Source organism: Pseudomonas sp. P5_B2 (genome assembly GCF_056400445.1).
The window spans coordinates 1-704 of the sequence record NZ_JBFULH010001327.1; the positions used below are offsets into that span (position 1 = coordinate 1).

1 protein-coding gene is annotated in these 704 nt (G+C 46.4%); it reads right to left on the reverse strand.

What is annotated here, in order from left to right; all coding sequences use genetic code 11:
* Positions 1-145: 145 nt before the first annotated feature.
* Positions 146-704: hypothetical protein (locus AC1DRJ_RS31020; RefSeq protein ID WP_477805473.1), on the reverse strand; the 559-nt coding region annotated here is incomplete at its 5' end.

Here is a 704-nt window from a genome sequence, read left to right on the forward strand (position 1 = left end):
CTCTTTAAACCTCGCAACCCAAAACAATCTAACTAGCGGCCGAACACACAAACTTAACAAGTTATTATTGATCAAACAATATCACCCGCATTTACCCCTCAGGGGAAGTTGTCGCATTTTAAATAAACGGCATGCATTAACTTAGTTATAGCAGATCGATAAAGTCCTCTTCCTCCATCTCATCCAATGCGTCCTGCAACGCCTGACGGTTTCTCTCGACATCTCGTTGGCGAATGGTGAATTCGCGTATCCTGATATCCAATTGTGCCTTCGAGTGGCCCACGCTCCAAAAACCAGTATCCCAGTCAAGTTTAAGAAGACGTACATGGCTAATAAATATCCCCACAGAACCATCCGGGTTAAGGTCTGCGGGCAAAATCTCAAGCTCACCAGACTCTCTCACTCTTGCAGCGAAAGAGCCTTGCAATACATTGTCGTTCCCAAGCATGCTTAAAGCGTCTGCAAGCGTTGCAGCTTTACTACGCCCGACTTTACTGGACATGACATCCAGATATGCCTCCGTGACGCGTCCGGAAAATTGTTTGTCGACCACTTCCACCAGCGGCTGATCCAGCCCCCAGCCGATAGACCAGAGCACACCTGAGTAATATTCGAACCAGTTCGCAGCATGTTTGACGCTATCGTATTTTTTTATCGCCTGGGCTTTGGCATATCTAACACTGTTTTTAATGAACTGTTTATCC